This is a genomic window from Rhodococcus marinonascens NBRC 14363 (assembly GCF_001894885.1).
Classification (GTDB): Bacteria; Actinomycetota; Actinomycetes; order Mycobacteriales; family Mycobacteriaceae; genus Rhodococcus_F; species Rhodococcus_F marinonascens.
The window spans coordinates 118,335-133,760 of sequence record NZ_BCXB01000006.1 but is presented as its reverse complement, the minus strand read 5'-3'; the positions used below and the strand labels follow the sequence as shown (position 1 = coordinate 133,760).

Here is a 15,426-nt window from a genome sequence, read left to right as displayed (position 1 = left end):
TCTTTACAGCAAAACCTGTGGAGAATGCCGCCGCTTCGCGCCGACCGGCCACGAGGAGGAAGCGGCGGCGGCCGGCGGTCGATCGTGGGGGGCAACTGCTGGCCGCTCAGTGGCTCCGTGACCGTCGAACACCGGCCTGGGCACGTCCCCCTGTCGGTCAATCAGTGGGCGGCCGTCCTGGCCGGTGCCTCGTGTACTTCAACACCGGACGGATGGGCGCCACCAGCGCCCAGGTTCTCGACACCCAGCTGCAGCCCGTGCTCGAATTCGCGCCCGATCTCGTCCACATCACCTGCGGTGCAAACGATCTATGGGCACCGGAGGCCGACCTGCCGCAGCTGCAGCGCAACCTCGACGCTCTATTCTCCGCCGTGCACAGCACCGGAGCGCAGATCTCGGCGTTGGCACTGGCCGACGTCGAGCTCGACAAACGGATGCGGCTCATGCAGGAACGGATCCCGACGTTCAATGACATGGTGCGCGAGCTGGCGGCCCGCTACGACGCGGTTCTGGTCGACCTGTGGGAGCATCCGCTCCGGCTGCGCCCGGACCTGATGAGCGCCGACCGCATCCACTTCGCGATGAGCGGGCAGGCGGTCCTCGCGGCGGAGGTCGTCCGCGCGCTGCACGCCCGCGCGGCGCGACAGGCCCGCGTCTCGCCCGGCCCAGATCGCCGCCTTCGTCGATAAGGAGCCTGCGAATACGGGGGCCTCGAAGGTCGACGTCGTGGGCCATTCCCAGGGACACCGCAGGCGAACTATGTGGAGTTCTTCGACGGCGCGGACAAGGTGGCAAAGATTGTTTCGCTCGCCCCACCGTGGCACTTTCGCCACCTGAAACCCTTTCGGCACCTGAAACCCCGGTCGAGCGGTGCCCGGCCGGGCTGATGTCAGTTCATTCTGGGTATCGGGGCGTCACATGTTTGCGCACATGTCGCACATCTGACCGCTAGCCAACATCATCTGGCAGTCCCACCAAGCCTGAAGGTTCGCCATTGGATCCATTGTCGTCTCCTTGGGTTCGATGCTCGAAATTTGCGGGCTCTTATAGGCAATCTTGTACCCGCAGGGGAAGAGGGCGACGTTACTCGTTGAACCCGCGATCCGGTTGTCGAGTTGCAGCGGAGATTGACTGACACGCCACCGCACTTCGGCAGACTGTATTGAGTGTGTGATTTAGTAGGAGGTGGATTCACATGACGACCGCACACCCGCGCCCCGATCTCGCCGCATACAACGACGCCGCCCGCATGACGCAGCCGGAGCTGGTCACAGAGCTGCGCGCACTGCTCGGCGCCAAGCTCGTCGCGTACCTCGGCAAGGTGAAGGAAACCCGGGCCGTCCGGCAGTGGGCCGACGGCACCCGCACCATCAACAACGAGATCGACGTCGAACGACTCCGCATCGCCTACCGCGCTGCCCGGCTGATCGCCGAACGCGACACCCCTGCCGTGGCGCAGACGTGGTTCCAGGGGCTCAACCCGATCCTCGATGACCAGCCGCCGGCGCTGCTGCTCCGCGAAGGTGACCTCCCCGACGTCGGACCGAAGGTCCTCGCGGCTGCCCGCCAGTTCGCCGCGGTCGGATGAACGATCATCACAGTGTGCTGACCCCCACCCCTCGCGGACAGGTCTGCTGCGTCCAAGTCCAGGGGGCGCTCGCCTACCGAGTCGGATACCCACCCACCTCATGGGAGTGGACACCGTGGGAGTACGCCACCGACGGCCGCTTCAACGGCCGTCGGGACGACCCGGAAGGGGTTTGGCGGACCCTCTACCTCGGCGCAACCCGACTGGCCTGCTACCTCGAAGTCCTCGCCTACGCACGCAAGAGCGACGAGCTGAGCGCCGCCCTCGACGAAATCATCGAGAACGAGGAGGAGGAGGAGGAGTTCCCCACCATCGCGCCGGGCCGCGTCCCACGGTCGTGGATGACGCCCCGGGTCAACGGCAGCGGCACGATCAGTGGGTGGTTCGTGGCGCCGGGCGACATCGAGACGATGGCCACCCTGCGGAACTGCTTTCGTGCCGACGCCATCCGGCTCGGCCTCGCCGACCTCGACACCGCCGCGATCCGAGACGGCCGCCCCCGAGCCCTCACCCAGTCGATCTCCCGGTGGACCAACACCCTCACCGACCCCGCGGGAAACCCTGTGGCCGGGATTGCGTTCGACTCGCGGCACGGTGACGGCCTGGTGCTCTGGGCACTGTACGAACGCCCCGGTGACGGACCGATCAGCGGGAATGTGACACCACTGGACCACGGTCCCGTCGAGGCGGACGACCCCGACCTGATCGAAGCGATGCGACTGCACAACCTGGTATGGGAGGACAGCTGACCGAGCCCCCCAAGGGGCCGGCAGCGGCCGCGCGCCCTTACCTCCCCGCGGTGCGTAGCTCGATGGGCCCTGCCTCGAACTCGGTGAAACGTCGATCGCGGTGAGGACCGAATGATCATCGTTGGGGTCGCTTCCGGTGCATCACTTCGGGCTCAGTTGTGGCGTATCCCGCTTTGCGCCCGGAGACAGATCAACGACTCTGACGGGAGTAGTAAGTATGCGTATTTTGGTGATCGGCGGGACACTCTTCCTGGGCCGGCACGTCGTGACCGCGGCGGCCGCGGCGGGGCATAACGTCACATTGCTGCACCGGGGGAAGACAACGTGCCCGCTCCCAAACGGCGTCGAGGAGTTGCTCGGCGACCGCACTGTTGAAGTCGCCGCCACGCTCGGCGACCGTGAATGGGACTTCGTGATCGACACCAGCGGCCAGGACCCTGCAACGGTCGGCCTGAGCGTGGCGCACCTTGCGCAGCGGACGAGCCGATACCTCTTCGTCTCGACCGTCTCGGTCTACGCGGACGTCAGTCGGCCGGGTATTACCGAGGAAGACGGCCCGCTCAACCAGGTGCCTGCCGACGGTGGCCACACCCCAACGGCCGAACTCTACGGCGCACTCAACGCCGCTGCTGAGCGCGTTGTGCTCGAGACCTTCGGCGATCGTGGCATCGTCGTTCGCCCCGGACTGATCGTCGGCCGCTGGGACCCTACGGACCGCTTCGGTTACTGGGCGGAGCGAGTCCTCGAGGGCGGCGAGGTGTTAGCCCCCGGTACTCCAAAGCGGCCGGTTCAGCTCGTCGATGCCCGCGACCTCGCCGAGTGGTTCCTGCGGCTAGGCGAGGGGGGACCGGGAGGAACATTCCTCGCGGTCGGCCCGGCTGGCACGCTGACGATGAGCCAGCTTCTCGACGACATGGTCGCCGCTGCAGCGGCGTTTGATGCCCCCCCCAGCACGCTAACGTGGGTTGGCGGTGAGGCGCTCGAGCAGGCCGGCGTCAACCCGTGGATAGAGTTGCCATTGTGGCTGCCCGAGGGCGGCGAGACGGGCGGCTTCCTGCGGATGGACGGTCGCCGCGCGATCGCCGCCGGGCTGACGTTCCGCCCGTTAAGGGAGACCGCTACGGACGTGATTGGCTGGCTTCGCGAGGTACCTGAGGACCGCGAGCGTCGTGCGGGCCTAGCACGCGAGAGCGAACGCGCGCTGCTGACCAGCGCCGCCGCGGGGACCGTGACGCCGTGAGCACGACGACGCCGCCCGCTCTGCCAGCAGACGGGCCGGTCTCGACCTGGGTGCGCTTCCGCGCGCCGGTACCGGCGGTAGCCGATCAGAACAAGGTGGACTGGTTCGGACCGGGGTCTGTTTTTGCGCGGAGCAATGCTTCTTCGTTGTAGCCGTATTGGAGGGCGTCGCGGATGGCGAGGGACCGGTCGAGGCGTGTGCGCCCGGTTCCGTCGAGCAGGGTGTGGCCGGACAGTCGGCCGAGGGCGATCGCGAAGCGGACGTTCTCCGAGTAGGTGGACTGGACCAGATGTTGCGGGCCGACCCGCACGCACAGCGGTTCGTTGCATTTGTGTTCGCACACCACATGCTTGTCGAGTGGGCCGTGGACCAGTTCCACCGAGAACCGGTGGGCGAGGACGGTGCGTTGCCGGTTGCGGCGTTGGTAGTTGTAGGTCGGCAATGCGCAGCTAATCGAAACATGCAGTATTCCCTCGCCACCAGCTCTTACCAACGGGGTTGGTCGTTGCGCCAACCCAGTCCCGGAACCGTGCACGTTGCTTGCCGCAATGGTCTCGACCTACGACCCGTGTTCAAGGGCAGGTCCTTGCTCATGATGGTTGCGCGGGCAGCCGCTGCGGGGCGCGGCGATCTGTTCGGGAATCCTAGAGTGCGAGCCCACGATGCGTGTGGCGGGCGGCGGAGGTGTTTGTCTCGGATCAGTCGGAGAAGATTGACCAGCAGATGCTGTTGCGCCGGGCTTGGTCTTCGAGGACAAGCCTCCGGACCGGTTCAGGGAGCTTGTCGCGCTGCCATTCACGTTCGATCCGGCCTGCCCGGAAATTGTCGGGTTGTGCGCGTCGAGCTGCCTTGATCGCGTACGCCGCCGCGCCGAGATCGTGTTCGGCGACGTGTCCAACGCATGCCGCCTGCCCAGCCGCGTAGGCGGCGAACCGAGCCGGGCCGACGAGGGGCCTGGCGGCGCCCATCGCGTGTCCACCTGCTGCGCGTGCCTGCATCATCGGCATGTCACCGCGGGCCCACGCTCGGGCGGCCGCGACTGCCTCTCGGGGACGTGGATCGTCGGGCCGCTCGCGCTCGAAATGGCACAGAACGTGTTCGGCGCACTCTGCCGCCCACAACGCGAGCAACCGATGATCGGCGTCGGTCAGCGAGCCACCCCGACGGATGGTCACCATGCGGGGGTCTCGGACCTCGGGCAGGATCATCGCTGCTCCATCACCCGGTTATCGCGTGTGAGCGGGGTTGGCGCCTGGTCTCGCAGACGCGCGTCGAGTTCGTGCACGAGTTGGCTGACCCGGTTCGTGCCGCCACCGATCCGCGGGTAGCGGTGGAGGATGTCGATGAGCAGCGGGGACGCGAGGCTAGCGATGCGCTCGACCAGGTCGCCCCCGGGCTCTTCCTCGCTGGGGCATATCTCGAAGACGCGGATGGTGTGCGCGGATGCCCGCAGGATGTGGTTGACCTGGGCCGCGTCCGCCAGCGGATGCAGGTATGCCGACGCGGCGGCATCACCTGCGGCCATCGCGGCGTGGAATGGCACGGGCGACGCGGCTTCCTTTCCGGCACGGTGGGCGGCCGCTGCCGCCGCTCGCTGGGCACGGGATCGGCGGCAGCCGTTGACGAAAGCGGCGGCGGCCTCGAGCGCCCCACGCGGCCTGCTGTCGTGGGGGCGATGCGCTTCGAAGAGCGGGAGCACCTGCTCAGCCGAGGCCACGGCAAAGGCCGTCACCGCCCTGAGGTCATCCAAGGCCAAGGCGAAGTCTGGAGGGCGCGGTTCGCGACGTGTGGGGGGCTCCGGCTGGATGTTCACGCTCTGATCGTAACTTTGAACCCTCGGTTGATTGTTCAGCCGATTTGCTTGCTGATACCGAGAGAAAACCCTCAAAGGAGGATGGATGCGGCCGGTGGACCTCGCACGAGCAGTGGCTGTGTCTTCGGCTTTGTCCGGGTTGGCTACGGCGTACAGGGTTGCAAAACGATCTGGTGCAAGTGTTCAGGTATTTGCTCGCGCTGCCAACTACGCTCACGGGCTATCGCTACCGACGCGGTGTCGAGACTCGTCACAGCTGTGTTCGCCGCAGGCGCGGCCGCCTTTCTGACCGACGTCGTGGCGTAGTTGGCCGCGTGGGGCGCGTGGGTGTACACGTGTGCCGTGGCGGCGGCGTGACCTGCCGCCCGCGCCGCCGCCTTCGCGGCGTCATCTGGCGCGTCCCGGGCGGCCGCGTGCGAGGCGAACGCGGCTTTTCGAGCGCCGGTCATCTTTAGCTCCCCTCGCGCCCAGGCCCTTCCGGCCTCGATCGCCTCCCGCGGCCGAGCGTCGCCTGGTACTGCGCGCTCGAAGTTCTCGAGCACGCGCTCGGCGCACGCCGCGGCCCAGATCACGAGTGTCTGGTGTTCCTGTAAATCGAGTTCCATCCGCACTCCCTTCGTCGTCCTCAAGCGTGACATCACCGCTCCTACGGACTGAGCATTGAGCAGCAACACTGCCCGCGAGGACTTCGAACTCACCGGTCAGCGGTTCTATCTGCACCCGGAGATGTTCATCGTCACCGCCGCCTAATCCTGCGCTAGCACGTTGAGTTCGAGTCGACTGATGACTCATGGCACTGCGCACTGGTGGCTCCGATCTCCGAATCCCGAACGAAGTCTTCCTCGGACCCTCGTCGGACAGGGCGGCCAAAAATTCGCGGTCTTGGACGTTACCGCCGTACCAGAGCATATTGCAGGCATCGAGCATGACCGCGAAGTTCGTCTCGCCCCACACCTTCTTCGCCTGCGACGGCGACTGCAAGATGGTGAGCAGGACGATGCCGCGGCTACCGAAGTGGGAGTACCAGTCGGGAAGTTGCTGCAATTTGCAGATGTTCGCGGCCTCGTCGAGGATCATCACCGCCGGGACCGGCAGGCGCCCACTCGTCTGCTGCGCACCGTACTCGAGGGCGGCGTCTCCGATCGCGCCCCGACCAGTGCCGGCACCTGAGGGACAGTGACGCGATCATGATGAAACAACCCTTTACCCAACCTCAAAGTTGGGCAAGATGGTGCCATGGCCAACGTGGAGAAGAAGTCGCCGATCAGAACCCCAGAACTCGCAGGGCGCCGGACGGGTTCGCGGATAGGTCACAAAGCGCGGACAAGTCCCTTGATGATGCCCCACAGCACGTCACGGTTGCTGAAGTAGTCGCGCCAGACGGCGATCTTGCCGTCCTTCATCTCGAACGTGCCGCACACCCAGAATTCGGCTCGAACCCTCTTGTAGATCAGGACATCGGTGCGTTCGGTAAGTACGGCCTTTCCGTCGCCCGCGATGTGGTGCAGGCGCACGTCGAATCCGAAACCTGGTCGTGCCATGCCCTGCAGGATTCGCATGATCGGACCGATCCCGCGAATCTTGGGCAGGGACACGTTGTGCCACACGATGTCCCGGTCGAGGTACTGCTTCGCTGCTGCCGGGTCGCCGGCAACGAGCGCGGCGAGGAAGGCGCGCACCACCTCGACGTCCGCGGTGTCCGTCGTGGTGGTTTCAAGGGGCGATTTCGAGTTCGAGTTCGTCATGTTCTCCCTGCCTTGGTGATGGCTCAGCGAACGAAAGTTCCCTGGCCGTGCGTGTTGTAGTACTCCAATGTGACGCCGTCCCCCGCGAAGGCGGCTTTCGAGATCGTGCCGGGCGGAGCATTCTCGCCGCTCGGTGTGAACGTGAACGTATCACCGCTCCAATGCGTCAGCGGAAAAGTCTGACCGACGGGCCCGAGTTGGAGCGAGAGCGCGCCGTCGTTCGCGGTGACGACAGCGGGGCCCCAATAGTTATTGTCGTAGTCGCCAGTGTAAGTGGGAAGCGCCTGCGCGGGAGCGGGGTTGGTGGGCGCGTCCTTGCCGACGAGGCTGCCCTCTGGATCGAGCATCGGCGCGAAGGCCTGGGCATACAGCGCCCTCCAGTCTTCGCGGATCTCGCCGAACTGAACGAGGTCGGCGAACTCGGCAGTCAGGGTTTCCGGGATGCCGATGGGGGATCCGTTCGTCAGGGCGACGATGGCGACGTCGGCGGACGGTATCGCGACGAAGTTCGCTGCGGCGCCGAGATTGAACGCGCCCGAGTGGCTGAGGGACACGCGCCCGGCCGGGGTCGTCGACACGTTGAATCCGTATCCGTACAACCCTGGACGAGCGTCCGGAGAACCCGGTGGATTGGACACGATCTGAGGACTGACGGCGGGGAGCAGTGCGTCGTAGGCGACGATCTGCCTGCCGTCGAACGACCCGTCCAAAAGGAGCATTGTCAGCCACTTGCCCATGTCGTTGGCGGTCGAACTCACACCGCCGGCAGGGGACTGGGCATCGGGGTCGCGCACCGCGGCGACGTACCTGCCGTCGACCAGTTGGTATGCGGTGGCCCGGTCTCTGTGAACCTGGTAGTCGGCAAATCGTGAACTGGTGGAGGACATCCCCAGCGGCTGGTAGATCGCCTGCTCGGAGAGCGTGGCCCAGTCAGTCCCTGACGCAGCCGCGACGGCCTCGGCCGCCGCGGTGAGGCCGAAGTTGGTGTATGCATAGCTGATCCGGAACGGGTTCAGTGGTTCGAGGCGGAGCTTGTCGAGTACTTGTGCCCGGTTGTAGCCGAGGTCCTCGAGTTTGTCGCCGGCGTGGTCGGGCAGGCCCGACCGGTGTGAGTACAGATCACCTACCGTGACGTGTTCGGTGACCCACGGGTCGGCCAACGAGAAATCGGGCAGCGTGGAGGCGATCGGAGTGTCCCAGCCGATCATCCCGGCCCCGACCTGGCGTGCTATGACAGTGGAGCCGACCGGTTTCGACAACGACGCCAACTGGAATACCGTGTCGGCGTCCACCTTGTGGTCGGTGCCGGCTTCACGCACTCCGAAGCCCTTGGCGTAGAGGGTCTGTCCGCCGTGGACGACAGCCACCGCCATGCCCGGCACGCCGGAACTTTCCATCAACTCGTTCGCCAGTTCGTCGAGGCGCCCTACGGCGTCGTCGATCTGGTTGCGGGGGATGTCGACACCCGCGACGACGGCCGGGTTGGCCAGTACCGCAGACTCTGTGGGAGAGTTCGCGCCCGAGGTGCCCGGGGACGGCGCGTCGGAGGTCTGGGAGGTGCAGCCTGCGACGAGTGACCCGCCGAGCGCAAGCGCGAGCAGCATCGTCACGTTCCCATGTCTGCGCATCTGGCGATCCTCTGCTCGGGCCGGGCGACAGTCTTGATTGTCAGACTAACGATCGGAGGCCGATGACCAGGCTGTTTTCGTCACGATGACGGCGTGGTTCCGGTCGAGTTCATCGCTTGGCAACCTGCAGCCCGAATGGACGCTACGGTGTGCGGATGCCGATTGAGAAAAATGACTCGCAGTTGCTCAGTGAGCTTGTCCCGGTCGTGGAGGAGAATCTCACACGTCACATCGCCGAGGCTGACGGTTGGCAACCACATGACCTGGTTCCCTGGGATCAGGGCAAGAACTTTGCGTTCATGGGTGGAACTGATTGGTCGGCAGACCAGACGTCCCTCAGCGAGGTCGAGTCGCTCGCGCTGACGGTCGGAGTGCTCGTTGCGGACAATCTGCCCGCGTACCACCGGGAGATCGCCAAGCACCTTGCGCTGATGGGCCCGTGGTGGCGCTGGGTGGGACGCTGGACCGCCGAGGAGAACCGGCAATCCATCGTGCTCCGGAACTACCTGATGGTGACGCGCGCCGTCGATCCGGTCGCCCTCGAGCGTGCGCGGATGGACGAGATGGTGCGCGGTTACGCGATGGCGCCGATGCACCTGATCGAGATGCTCGTCAATTCCGCGCTCGAAGAGAAGGCCGCCGCGGTGCGACACCACAACACCGCAGCGCTCGGCGAGGACCCACTGGTGGCGATGATCGCAGAGCGATTGGCCGCAGACGATGATCTGCAGTCGCTCTTCTACCGCAACCTCGTGGAGGCGGCACTCGAGTTGGCGCCGGACCAGACGGTCCAGGCGGTCGCGTCACGGATCGCCGCCTTCGATGTGCCGAGCGTGGTGCTGCCCGGCGGAGGCAGCAGTACTGCGGTGCTGGCAGAAGCCGGTATCTACGATCTCGCTGAGCAGGGGGAGAAGGTATTCTCCCCGCTGCTGCGGTCTTGGAACATCGCCACCCGCACCGACCTCGGGCCGGAAGGCGACCAGGCCCGCGAGGAACTGTCCGCACTGCTGTAGCGGTCAGTCCTTCACCTTTGCCATAGCCAGCACGTCGAGACGCTTGTCGAGTTCCTCCTCGCTGAGCTTGTCGCCGATCAAGCCGCGGTCTACGACGGTCTCACGGATGGTCTTCTTCTCCCTCAACGCCTGTTTGGCAACGGCCGCGGCCTCCTCGTACCCGATCGCAGAGTTCAGTGGTGTCACGATCGACGGTGACGACTCGGCGAGAGTCAACAGGTGCTCGGTGTTTGCGACGAGTCCCTTGACGCACCTGTCGGCGAACAGCCGCGACACGTTCGCCAGCAGGGTGAACGACTCCAGCAGGTTCCGCGCCATCATCGGGATGTAGACGTTCAACTCGAATGCGCCCGCCGCGCCTCCCCAGGCGATGGCCGCGTCGTTGCCGACCACCTGGGCGGCCACCTGCGTGGTCGCTTCGGGGAGCACCGGATTGACCTTGCCAGGCATGATCGAGCTTCCCGGCTGCAGGTCGGGGAGTCGGATCTCGCCGAGTCCGGTGAGGGGTCCCGAGCCCATCCAGCGGATGTCGTTGGCGATCTTGGTGAGGGACACAGCGATCGTGCGCAGTGCCCCGGACGCCTCCACCAGGCCGTCCCGCGCCGCCTGCGCCTCGAAACCGTTCTTCGCCGGTGTGAGCGCGTCGATGCCTGTCGCCCTGACCAGTTCGGCCACCACCTTGGGGCCGAAGCCGTCCGGCGCGTTGAGGCCCGTTCCGACGGCGGTGCCGCCGATGGGCAGCTCGCCGAGGCGGGGGAGGCAGGCCACGACGCGCTCCATCCCCGCTTCCATCTGGCGGGCGTAGCCGCCGAACTCCTGGCCGAGTGTCACCGGGACGGCGTCCATGAGGTGAGTCCGGCCGGACTTCACGACGGTCTTCCACTCGGTGGACTTGTCGAGCAGGGCCAGTCGCAGATGGTCGAGGGCGGGAAGTAGATCCTTCACCGCGGCCTCGGTTGCTGCGACGTGCGTTGCGGTGGGGAAGGTGTCGTTGGACGACTGCGACATGTTGACGTCGTCGTTGGGATGCACGGCCACACCGGCCGCCGCGGCGATGGAGGCGATCACTTCGTTGGCATTCATGTTGGAACTGGTGCCCGAGCCGGTCTGGAACACGTCGATGGGGAACTGGTCGTCGTGCCTGCCCGCGGCGATCTCGCCGGCCGCCGCGATGATGGCATCGGCCTTTGTGGCGTCCAGGAGACCCAGATCCTTGTTGACCTGTGCACACGCCGCCTTCAACAGCCCCATCGCGCGAATCTGGGTGCGCTCCAGGCCTCGGCCGCTGATCGGGAAGTTTTCGACGGCGCGCTGGGTTTGCGCGCCCCACAGTGCATCCACGGGCACCCACACCTCGCCCATGGTGTCGTGCTCGATCCGGTACTGCTGCTCGCTACTCTCGGTCATCCGTCAAACATGCCACTATCGAGCGGATCGCGGGACGCTACCGCCCGCCTGTTCGATGGCGCTTGTGACCGAAAGGCGCACGGTGGGCAGAGCCGCCTAGAAGGTCGGCGGAACCGCGCCGTCCTCGCCGGTGAAGTCAACGGACGAGTACTCGCGCAACTTTTCGAGACGGTGGTAGGCATCGATCATGCGGACGGTGCCCGACTTGGACCGCATCACGATGGATTGGGTCGATGCGCCGCCGCCGTAGTAGCGGACACCACGGAGAAGGTCGCCGTCGGTGACTCCGGTGGCGCAGAAGAAGACGTTCTCGCCGGATACCAGATCCTCGGTGGTCAGCACGCGGTCGAGGTCGTGGCCGGCATCGATGGCTTTCTGCCGCTCGTCATCGTCGGTCGGTGCCAGCCGGCCTTGCAGCGCGCCGCCCATACAGCGCATTGCGGCGGCGGCGATAATCCCTTCGGGGGTGCCACCGGTGCCGAGCAGCATGTCGGTGCCCGACTCAGGGCGAGCCGCAGCGATCGCGCCGGCGACGTCGCCGTCGGAGATCAGCCGGATTCGGGCGCCAGTGTCCCGGACCTCCTGAATGAGTCGGGTATGCCGTGGACGGTCGAGGATGCACACCGTCACGTCGGAGGAGGATGCCTTGCGGACCTTCGCGACGCGCTTGATGTTCTCGGCGATCGGAGCTGTGATGTCGATTACATCGGCGGCGTCTGGACCGACGGCGATTTTCTCCATGTAGAACACCGCGGACGGGTCGAACATCGCGCCGCGCTCGGAGACCGCCAGCACGGCGATGGCGTTCGGCATGCCCTTGGACATCAGGGTGGTGCCATCGACGGGGTCGACCGCAACGTCGCAGGCCGGCCCGTCGCCGTTGCCGACCTCCTCGCCATTGAAGAGCATCGGGGCTTCGTCTTTCTCACCCTCGCCGATGACGACGACGCCGCGCATCGACACGGAGCTCACGAGCTGCCGCATGGCGTCGACGGCGGCACCGTCGCCCCCCTCCTTGTCGCCACGGCCGACCCAGCGCCCGGCGGCCATCGCACCAGCCTCGGTGACGCGCACCAATTCGAGGGCAAGATTTCGGTCCGGGGCCTCGCGGCGACTCGAAGTGGTGCTAGCCGTCATGGGCAGTGCCTCCTGGGGCAGTCACGGTCGACCCGGGTACGTCGACGCTGGGTCGGCGGCCTGGCGGCCACCGGGAATCGGGTGGGGTGTGCTTGCCCATCATCCCAGAAAGGCCTGATCACTGTCGCAGGAAGGTCCCCGGAACAAGTGTGACGTGCACTGCTCGGGTGCGATTGGCGGGACCGAGAATCGTTGTTCCCGGACCAACCCTGGATACTAGGCGTGTGGCATCTGATAAACCGCGCATCCTGCACAACAACCGCGACATGGTGTGGTCGCTCCTACCCCTTGTCCTGTTCTGCGTGCTGATCGCGGGTATCGCCAGCCAGTGCACGCTCAGCCCGGGCGGACCGACCAGCGGTCCGATCCCGAGTTTCGACGCCGATGCGGCACTCGAGTACGACGCCAAGGACCTCTCGTTCCCGGTGCGTCAGCCGGTGACTCCGGAGGGTTGGGCGCCCAACTCGGGAAGCCGGAGCATCGTCAGCGGCGACGACGGTGGAGACTCGACTACGGTCGGATTCATCACCTCGGCCGGCCGCTACATTCAGCTCACCCAGAGCGATGCGCTCGAGACCGTCCTGGTGCCGTTCGTGGCCGGTGACCCGCGCACTGCCACCGGAACCGAGGAAGTCGCAGGCCACAGCTGGATCGTTTACGGCGGTGAGGGTGTCGAGCCGATCTGGATCTCAGACTTCGGCGACGTCCGAATCTTGACCACCGGTAGCGCGTCACCCGAGGAGTTCGAGCAGTTGGCGACCTCAGTGGCGGACGCGCCGGTTCTCGCTCCCTGAGACCCGACGGCGTCAGCCCTCGTCTTCGTCGTGCGAGAGCGCTGTCTCGACGCGTGTGCGTGCCCCGGCGAGGTGTTCCTCACATCTCTTGGCGAGGGCTTCGCCCCGCTCCCACAGCGCGAGGGACGCGTCGAGGTCGAGGCCACCCTGTTCGAGCACCTTGACCACGTCTACGAGTTCATCGCGTGCCGCTTCATAGCCGAGTTCCGCGATGTCGGTGTCGTTTCCGGTGGACTCACTCATGTCTAACTGTCCTTTCCCATCACCGCGGCGCGGATTGCGCCGTCGGCGACTCGAACACGAATTTGGGTGCCTGGTGGGGCGTCGTCGACGGACCGCAACACCGCGGGATCGCCGTTCGCTACGATCCGCTGCACCACTGAGTAGCCGCGGGCCAGTGTCGCTGCCGGTCCGAGGGTTGTGAGCCGTGCGCGGAGGTGCTCGATCGTCGTGCTCTCCGCGGCGATCGCGCGGCTGATGTCGCGCCGTGCGGTCTCGCGCAGTCGTTCGATCTCGTCCGACCGCTGGTCGAGCGCTCGTATGGGATCGGCGAGCACCGGCCGACTGCGAAGCTGGGAGATCAGATGCGACTCACGCTGCACCCAGTTACGCAGAGCCGCCGCGCTCCGCACCCGTAGCTCACCGACCAGTGCCAGTTCGGCGACGGCGTCCGGCACGACGCATTTCGCGGCGTCCGTCGGCGTGGCGGCACGCAAGTCGGCTACGTGATCGCTCAGCGGGCTGTCCGGTTCATGTCCGATCGCGCTGACTACAGGTGTGGTGCAGGCGACGATGGCGCGGCACAGCGTCTCATCGGAGAACGGCAACAGATCCTCCACGCTGCCGCCGCCGCGGGCGAGGACGATCACGTCGACCTGTGGGTCCGCGTCGAGTTCCTTCAGCGCGTCGAGGATCTGCGGCACGGCGGTCGCACCCTGGACAGGGGTGTTGCGTACGTCGAACTTCACGGCAGGCCAGCGCCGCCGGGCCACGCTGAGGACATCGTGCTCGGCCGCGCTGGCGCGGCCCGTGATCAGCCCGATTGTGCCGGGCAGGAACGGCAGCGGACGCTTCAGCCGAGGGTCGAACAGGCCTTCGGCGGCCAGCAACGCGCGCAACCGTTCGATCCGGGCCAGGAGTTCACCGACCCCGATCGCGCGGATGTCCGTGACGCGCAGCGACACCGACCCACGACCGGTGTAGAACGACAGCTTGCCGAACATCACCACGCGGCTGCCCTCGGTGAGCGGAACCGGTGAGTTCTGCAGCAGCCGCGGGGAGCACGTCACCGAAAGAGACATGTCGACGGAGGGATCCCGCAGTACCAGAAACGCGGTCCGGGTTCCCGGACGGGCATTGATCTGGGTGATCTGGCCTTCGACCCAAATGCTTCCGAGTCGATCGATCCACTGTGCGACCTTGGCCGACACGGTGCGGACGGGCCACGGTTGCTCGGCGGTACTGGGTCCGGGACTGGCTGCGTGGGGCTGCGTGGAGGTCACTTGGCCTTGGCGGTGGTGATGCGGTTGGTCAGCATGGTCTGGAACGGCGCCCGCGCCAGGGTGGCGTTCTCGTAGTCCAGCAGTGACGTGAGGTCCTCGACGGAGAGGGTACGCAGACGGGCGCGTAACTGGGCGAGGGTCAGCGAACTGTAGTCGAGGAGAACGGCGATCTCCGGTTCGGGCACAGGGAGAGTAGTTGCGGTGGACTTCTTACCCGACTTGCCCGACGTCTTACCCGACTTGCCCGACGTCTTCGGTGCGGCACCATTGGTGGCGGGGGGAGCAGCCTTCGGGGTGGACATTTTCTCGGGCGTGCTCTCGTCCTGAGGGCTCAGCGAATACAGGGCGAATCGGCCAGGCCCGGCCGAGCGGTCGTCGGGCCCGTCGGCAACGGGGGGTTCCGGGTCGGTGTCCTCGTCGAAGACGGCCCACTCCGGCTGTTCATTGCCGTGGGTCCAGTTGATCAAGGCGAAGGCCTGGTCACCTTTGATGGCCAGGGCGGTAATCGACTGCTGGACCCGCATTGTGGTCTGCAACACCTGGCTTACCGCGGTCATGGGCAGGGTTGCGGCGGTGGTGGGCAGTCTTCTCGCCTCTTCGACGGCCGTCACGGCGATTCCGGCGGCGACACGCGCCACGAAAGGGGGACGAATCATTCCCACAGCCTGCCTCACGGCGGCACGATTTGGTAGCCGACGTGGCCAGAGTTTCGCCGAGGTCCTCGACGAGGGCATCAACCAAGTCGTCCCGATGGCACCCACGGTATACCGTCGGAGGCCTGCGACGGTGTCGCGTTCGGGGGTGCCCAGT

General features: G+C 66.2%; 17 protein-coding genes and 1 pseudogene. 6 read left to right on the top strand and 12 right to left on the bottom strand.

From position 1 onward, the window contains the following. Positions 1-191 precede the first annotated feature (191 nt). The 4 genes from RM2_RS06845 (at position 192) to RM2_RS06825 (ending at position 3,577) form a co-directional block, all read left to right on the top strand. The gene (locus tag RM2_RS06845; protein WP_245813754.1) at positions 192-689 is read left to right on the top strand and encodes an SGNH/GDSL hydrolase family protein; all 498 of its coding nucleotides are present in this window, start codon (positions 192-194) and stop codon (positions 687-689) included. Positions 690-1,195: 506 nt separating this feature from the next. Then, entirely contained in the window at positions 1,196-1,588 is a 393-nt protein-coding gene (locus RM2_RS06835; RefSeq protein ID WP_072688075.1) for a hypothetical protein, read from the top strand. Between the two features lie 14 nt (positions 1,589-1,602). Continuing rightward, positions 1,603-2,337, top strand: coding sequence for an RES domain-containing protein (locus RM2_RS06830; RefSeq protein ID WP_245813753.1), 735 nt, complete (start codon positions 1,603-1,605; stop codon positions 2,335-2,337). A 217-nt stretch (positions 2,338-2,554) separates the two neighbouring features. Beyond that, positions 2,555-3,577 (top strand): NAD-dependent epimerase/dehydratase family protein, encoded by a 1,023-nt coding sequence (locus tag RM2_RS06825; protein ID WP_072688073.1) that lies wholly within the window; start codon positions 2,555-2,557, stop codon positions 3,575-3,577. Positions 3,578-3,662: 85 nt separating this feature from the next. On the opposite strand, the gene RM2_RS06820 is transcribed toward RM2_RS06825, so the two are convergent. The 7 genes and pseudogenes from RM2_RS06820 to RM2_RS06790 form a co-directional block, all read right to left on the bottom strand. After that, the gene (locus tag RM2_RS06820; protein WP_245813751.1) at positions 3,663-4,019 is read right to left on the bottom strand and encodes an HNH endonuclease; all 357 of its coding nucleotides are present in this window, start codon (positions 4,017-4,019) and stop codon (positions 3,663-3,665) included. Positions 4,020-4,275: 256 nt separating this feature from the next. Continuing rightward, positions 4,276-4,785, bottom strand: a complete 510-nt coding sequence (locus RM2_RS06815) for a putative immunity protein (protein ID WP_072688071.1) — start codon at positions 4,783-4,785, stop codon at positions 4,276-4,278. Continuing rightward, complete coding sequence (locus RM2_RS06810; RefSeq protein ID WP_245813749.1) at positions 4,782-5,390, bottom strand: putative immunity protein; 609 nt, start codon at positions 5,388-5,390, stop codon at positions 4,782-4,784. Before RM2_RS06810 ends, RM2_RS06815 begins: the two co-directional genes overlap by 4 nt. 143 nt (positions 5,391-5,533) lie before the next feature. Further along, the gene (locus RM2_RS06805) at positions 5,534-6,028 is read right to left on the bottom strand and encodes a putative immunity protein (RefSeq protein WP_245813747.1); all 495 of its coding nucleotides are present in this window, start codon (positions 6,026-6,028) and stop codon (positions 5,534-5,536) included. A gap of 271 nt (positions 6,029-6,299) precedes the next feature. After that, positions 6,300-6,467 (bottom strand): annotated as a pseudogene (locus RM2_RS25745) (TraM recognition domain-containing protein); the annotation flags it as partial. Between the two features lie 233 nt (positions 6,468-6,700). Next, positions 6,701-7,135 (bottom strand): limonene-1,2-epoxide hydrolase family protein, encoded by a 435-nt coding sequence (locus RM2_RS06795; RefSeq protein ID WP_072688069.1) that lies wholly within the window; start codon positions 7,133-7,135, stop codon positions 6,701-6,703. 23 nt (positions 7,136-7,158) lie between these two features. Next, positions 7,159-8,763: a serine hydrolase gene (locus RM2_RS06790; RefSeq protein ID WP_072688068.1), complete on the bottom strand. Its 1,605-nt coding sequence runs from the start codon at positions 8,761-8,763 to the stop codon at positions 7,159-7,161. A gap of 155 nt (positions 8,764-8,918) precedes the next feature. On the opposite strand from RM2_RS06790, the gene RM2_RS06785 reads away from it, so the two are divergent. Then, positions 8,919-9,776: an acyl-ACP desaturase gene (locus RM2_RS06785; RefSeq protein ID WP_072688067.1), complete on the top strand. Its 858-nt coding sequence runs from the start codon at positions 8,919-8,921 to the stop codon at positions 9,774-9,776. 3 nt (positions 9,777-9,779) lie between these two features. On the opposite strand, the gene RM2_RS06780 is transcribed toward RM2_RS06785, so the two are convergent. Together RM2_RS06780 and glpX are read right to left on the bottom strand one after the other, a co-directional pair. Beyond that, a complete protein-coding gene (locus RM2_RS06780) occupies positions 9,780-11,183 on the bottom strand; it encodes a class II fumarate hydratase (protein ID WP_072688066.1) in 1,404 nt (467 codons plus the stop codon). Positions 11,184-11,279: 96 nt separating this feature from the next. Beyond that, positions 11,280-12,320, bottom strand: coding sequence for a class II fructose-bisphosphatase (gene glpX, locus RM2_RS06775; protein WP_072688065.1), 1,041 nt, complete (start codon positions 12,318-12,320; stop codon positions 11,280-11,282). A 224-nt stretch (positions 12,321-12,544) separates the two neighbouring features. On the opposite strand from glpX, the gene RM2_RS06770 reads away from it, so the two are divergent. Then, positions 12,545-13,114: a DUF4245 domain-containing protein gene (locus RM2_RS06770; RefSeq protein ID WP_072688064.1), complete on the top strand. Its 570-nt coding sequence runs from the start codon at positions 12,545-12,547 to the stop codon at positions 13,112-13,114. A 12-nt stretch (positions 13,115-13,126) separates the two neighbouring features. Here the strand turns inward: RM2_RS06770 and RM2_RS06765 are convergent, their stop codons facing one another. Genes RM2_RS06765 through RM2_RS06755 form a run of 3 tightly spaced genes read right to left on the bottom strand, consistent with a single transcriptional unit; the run spans position 13,127 to position 15,272 of the window. Further along, positions 13,127-13,357, bottom strand: a complete 231-nt coding sequence (locus RM2_RS06765; protein WP_072688063.1) for an exodeoxyribonuclease VII small subunit — start codon at positions 13,355-13,357, stop codon at positions 13,127-13,129. A gap of 2 nt (positions 13,358-13,359) precedes the next feature. Continuing rightward, complete coding sequence (gene xseA / locus RM2_RS06760; RefSeq protein ID WP_072688062.1) at positions 13,360-14,616, bottom strand: exodeoxyribonuclease VII large subunit; 1,257 nt, start codon at positions 14,614-14,616, stop codon at positions 13,360-13,362. Next, positions 14,613-15,272: a lipid droplet-associated protein gene (locus tag RM2_RS06755; protein ID WP_072688061.1), complete on the bottom strand. Its 660-nt coding sequence runs from the start codon at positions 15,270-15,272 to the stop codon at positions 14,613-14,615. The genes xseA and RM2_RS06755 overlap by 4 nt, the downstream gene beginning before the upstream one ends. Positions 15,273-15,426: the final 154 nt, after the last annotated feature.

Excerpts from the sequence above, each read along its gene's own strand:
- RM2_RS06825 (WP_072688073.1), top strand. The coding sequence starts at position 2,555 with ATGCGTATTTTGGTGATCGGCGGGACACTCTTCCTGGGCCGGCACGTC.
- RM2_RS06765 (WP_072688063.1), bottom strand. The coding sequence starts at position 13,357 with ATGAGTGAGTCCACCGGAAACGACACCGACATCGCGGAACTCGGCTAT.
- RM2_RS06815 (WP_072688071.1), bottom strand. The coding sequence starts at position 4,785 with ATGATCCTGCCCGAGGTCCGAGACCCCCGCATGGTGACCATCCGTCGG.
- RM2_RS06795 (WP_072688069.1), bottom strand. The coding sequence starts at position 7,135 with ATGACGAACTCGAACTCGAAATCGCCCCTTGAAACCACCACGACGGAC.
- RM2_RS06780 (WP_072688066.1), bottom strand. The coding sequence starts at position 11,183 with ATGACCGAGAGTAGCGAGCAGCAGTACCGGATCGAGCACGACACCATG.
- RM2_RS06805 (WP_245813747.1), bottom strand. The coding sequence starts at position 6,028 with ATGTCACGCTTGAGGACGACGAAGGGAGTGCGGATGGAACTCGATTTA.
- RM2_RS06835 (WP_072688075.1), top strand. The coding sequence starts at position 1,196 with ATGACGACCGCACACCCGCGCCCCGATCTCGCCGCATACAACGACGCC.
- RM2_RS06755 (WP_072688061.1), bottom strand. The coding sequence starts at position 15,272 with ATGATTCGTCCCCCTTTCGTGGCGCGTGTCGCCGCCGGAATCGCCGTG.
- RM2_RS06790 (WP_072688068.1), bottom strand. The coding sequence starts at position 8,763 with ATGCGCAGACATGGGAACGTGACGATGCTGCTCGCGCTTGCGCTCGGC.
- glpX (WP_072688065.1), bottom strand. The coding sequence starts at position 12,320 with ATGACGGCTAGCACCACTTCGAGTCGCCGCGAGGCCCCGGACCGAAAT.
- RM2_RS06785 (WP_072688067.1), top strand. The coding sequence starts at position 8,919 with ATGCCGATTGAGAAAAATGACTCGCAGTTGCTCAGTGAGCTTGTCCCG.